Here is a 3,339-nt window from a genome sequence, read left to right as displayed (position 1 = left end):
GCACCCCACTTCGCGGTGTCGAGGCCGACGAGGTCCGCCAGCACCATCGCCCAGGCGACCCCCGGCACGTAGAGGAGCGCCGAGGCGGCCATCGCCACCAGCGCGGTCGCGACCACGCCCTTCACGCCGCGGTCGGCGGCGAAGCCCGCGATCCAGGCCATCCCGACGAAGCCCAGGAGGAAGCCGGCCGTCGGCCCCGCGAAGGCAAGCCCGTTGCCGCCGTTCGCGAAGACCGGCAGCCCCATCGCGCCTTCGGCGAGATAGGCAACGACGGTCAGCGCGCCCATCCGCGCACCGAAGGCCAGCCCGACCAGCAGCACCGCCAGCGTCTGCAGCGTCATCGGCACCGGGATCATCGGCACCGAGATCTGCGCGGCGAGCGCGATGAAGGCCGAGCCGGCGACAACCATGAGTGCACGGACCGGCAGGGATTGCGAGGGCACGAGGGCCTTGGACAAGGTCATCTGGCGTTCCTTCCTCTGTCAGATTTCGCGCAATCTCTCCGCGGTGCGGCGTCCTGTCAATCACTTCCGTGAGATCTGCCCCTTGCGCGGGCCCCTCTACGGTGCAAAAGGGGCGCCATGACCGCGCCATCCGCCTCCCGCCTCGCCCTCGTCACCGGCGCCTCCCGTGGCCTCGGCTTCGCGCTGGCCGCAGCACTCGGGGCACGAGGCTGGCATGTCCTCGCCGCCGCCCGCACCGTTGGCGGGCTCGAGGAACTCGACGACCGGATCAAGGCCGCGGGCGGGACCGCGACGCTGGCACCCCTGAACGTGACCGACGCGGGCGCCATGGAACACCTCGCGGGCTCCATCGGTGCGCGCTGGGGCGGGCTCGGGCTCTGGGTCCATGCCGCGATCCATGCCGCGCCGCTGTCACCGGCCTCGCAGATCGACGCGAAGGAGATGGAGAAGTCCATCGCGACGAACCTCCGCGCGACGGCGACGCTGATCCCGCTTCTCGAACCGCTCCTGCGCACCACGGGCGGCACGGCGTTCTTTCCCGACGATCCGCGCGCGGGCGGGAAGTTCTTCGGCGCCTATGGCGCGACCAAGGCCGCGCAGATCGCCCTCGCCCGCAGCTGGCAGGCAGAGGCCGCGAAGATCGGCCCCCGCGTGCTGATCGAGACTCCGCGCCCCATGGCCACCGCGACGCGCGCCCGCTTCTTCCCCGGCGAGGACCGCGCCCCCCTCGCCGACATCCACGAGGAGGCCGCCCGGCTTCTCGACGGCGTCCTCGCCGGGGTTTGAACCCGCGCGCCCGGAGGCTGGCCGGGATGCGTCCGCCGGAGGCTATCCCCGTCCCGCCGCACCGACCGGGAGCGCTTTACGCCCCCGCCTCGGTCGTTTAATCAGGTGCCCAGAAGCAGCAGACGGCCCGGAATGCGCATCCTCATCACCAACGACGACGGCATCAACGCACCGGGGCTCGAAGTCCTGACCGCCATCGCCGAGGAAATCTCCGGGCCCGGGGGCGAGGTCTGGACGGTCGCGCCAGCCTTCGAGCAGTCGGGCGTCGCGCATTGCATCAGCTACACCCACCCGATGATGATCCTGAAGCTCGGCCCCCGCCGCTACGCGGCAGAGGGCAGCCCGGCCGACTGCGTGCTCGCCGGGCTCTACGACGTGTTTCGGGGCGACCGGCCGGATCTCGTCCTCTCGGGCGTCAACCGCGGCAACAACGCGGCCGAAAACGTGCTCTACTCCGGCACCGTCGGCGGCGCGATGGAGGCGGCACTCCAGGGCCTGCCGGCCATCGCCCTCAGCCAGTTCATGGGCCCCCTGACCGAGGATCTGGAAACGCCCTTCGAGGCCGCGCGCGACCATGGCGTAGCGGTGGTCCGGGCGCTTCTGGACAAGGGCCTGTGGGACCGGGGCGACTACCGGCTCTTCTACAACGTCAATTTCCCGCCTGTCCCCGCCACCGGAGTGAAGGGCATGCGGGTCGCCGCCCAGGGCTACCGGACCGACACGTTCTTCGGGGTTGAGCCGCATGTCTCGCCCGCCGGCAAGAAATTCCTCTGGATCACCGGCGGACCGCAGCACATGCCCACCGCCCCCGGCACCGACGTGGCCGTCAACCTCGACGGCTACATCTCGATCACGCCGATGCGGGCGGACCTGACCGCCCACGACGTGCTCTCGGACCTCGGGGCGCGGTTCGGATGACCGAGGCCGCCGAGCGGAAGATGCGCTTTCTCTACGCGCTCCGCTCCAAGGGGGTCACCGACGCCCGCGTCCTGACGGCAATGGAAAAGATCGACCGTGGCGCCTTCGTCACCGGGCTTTTCGCCGACCGCGCCTACGAGGACATGCCGCTGCCGATCGCCTGCGGCCAGACGATCAGCCAGCCGTCGGTCGTCGGGCTGATGACCCAGGCGCTTGAGGTCGGCCCGCGCGACAAGGTCCTGGAGGTCGGCACCGGCTCGGGCTACCAGGCCGCCATCCTCTCGCTCCTGGCGCGGCGGGTCTACACGATCGACCGCCACCGCCGTCTCGTGCACGAGGCCGAAGGCGTCTTCCGCAGGCTGGGCCTGACGAACATCACCGCCATCGCCGCCGACGGCAGCCACGGTCTGCCCGACCAGGCGCCCTTCGACCGGATCATCGTCACCGCCGCGGCCGAGGACCCGCCGGGGCCCCTATTGGCTCAGTTGCGCGAAGACGGTATCATGGTTCTGCCGGTGGGGCAGTCGGATACGGTGCAGAGCCTGATCAAGGTCACGCGCCGCGCTCACGGGTACGATTACGACGAACTGAGACCGGTGCGCTTCGTGCCACTGGTGGAGGGTCTGGCGCAGGACTGAACTCCGCGCGCCCGGCCGAGCGAGACCAAGGACCCGGCCAACAGGGTCCAGCGACGTGAGGAGACGAGCATGACCCCTTCCCGCCCGACCCGGCACCGCCCCCTGCTCCGCGCCAGCCTCGCGGGGATGAGCCTCCTCGCGCTCGCCGCCTGCGATGCCGGCGGCGGGTTCGACGCCGACCTGAGGAACTTCGGCCGCTCGGGTCTCGACACCACGGCGGCCGCCAGCCAGGCCACGGCCGCACGGCCGGCAGCCGACGCGCGCGGCATCATCTCCTATCCGGGCTATCAGGTTGCCGTCGCCCGGCGGGGCGACACGGTGGAAAGCGTGGCCGCGCGCATCGGCCTGCCCGCCGGGGAACTTGCGAGCTACAACGCCGTCTCGCCCGGCGCCGTGCTGCGGGACGGCGAGGTGCTTGCCCTGCCCCGACGTGTTGCCGAACCCGCCGGAGTGACGGGTACGCCGCTTGCCACCGGCGCAGCCGGCGGCAGGATCGACGTGGCCACCATCGCCTCGGGCGCGATAGACCGGGC

Annotated in this window: 4 protein-coding genes and 1 pseudogene; 4 read left to right on the top strand and 1 reads right to left on the bottom strand. The window is 71.3% G+C overall.

The features are described 5' to 3' along the window. The coding region (locus ACMUOO_RS16790) for a biotin transporter BioY (protein WP_413855769.1) at positions 1-464 on the bottom strand (464 nt) is incomplete at its 3' end. A 117-nt stretch (positions 465-581) separates the two neighbouring features. Between ACMUOO_RS16790 and ACMUOO_RS16785 the strand changes: the two genes are divergently transcribed. The 4 genes and pseudogenes from ACMUOO_RS16785 to ACMUOO_RS16770 all read left to right on the top strand — a co-directional run. Further along, positions 582-1,250, top strand: a complete 669-nt coding sequence (locus ACMUOO_RS16785; RefSeq protein ID WP_301918603.1) for an SDR family NAD(P)-dependent oxidoreductase — start codon at positions 582-584, stop codon at positions 1,248-1,250. Between the two features lie 132 nt (positions 1,251-1,382). Then, positions 1,383-2,168 carry a 5'/3'-nucleotidase SurE gene (gene surE / locus ACMUOO_RS16780; RefSeq protein ID WP_301918602.1) on the top strand — a complete coding sequence of 262 codons (786 nt, stop codon included), beginning with the start codon at positions 1,383-1,385 and terminating at the stop codon, positions 2,166-2,168. Next, positions 2,165-2,806 (top strand): protein-L-isoaspartate(D-aspartate) O-methyltransferase, encoded by a 642-nt coding sequence (locus tag ACMUOO_RS16775; protein ID WP_301918601.1) that lies wholly within the window; start codon positions 2,165-2,167, stop codon positions 2,804-2,806. The genes surE and ACMUOO_RS16775 overlap by 4 nt, the downstream gene beginning before the upstream one ends. Positions 2,807-2,875: 69 nt before the next feature. Next, positions 2,876-3,339 (top strand): annotated as a pseudogene (locus ACMUOO_RS16770) (peptidase M23); the annotation flags it as partial.

This window comes from Albidovulum sp., from assembly GCF_041919395.1.
GTDB lineage: Bacteria > Pseudomonadota > Alphaproteobacteria > Rhodobacterales > Rhodobacteraceae > Albidovulum.
Note: the sequence above shows the minus strand (reverse complement) of the source record. Positions and strands in the feature narration are given on the sequence as shown.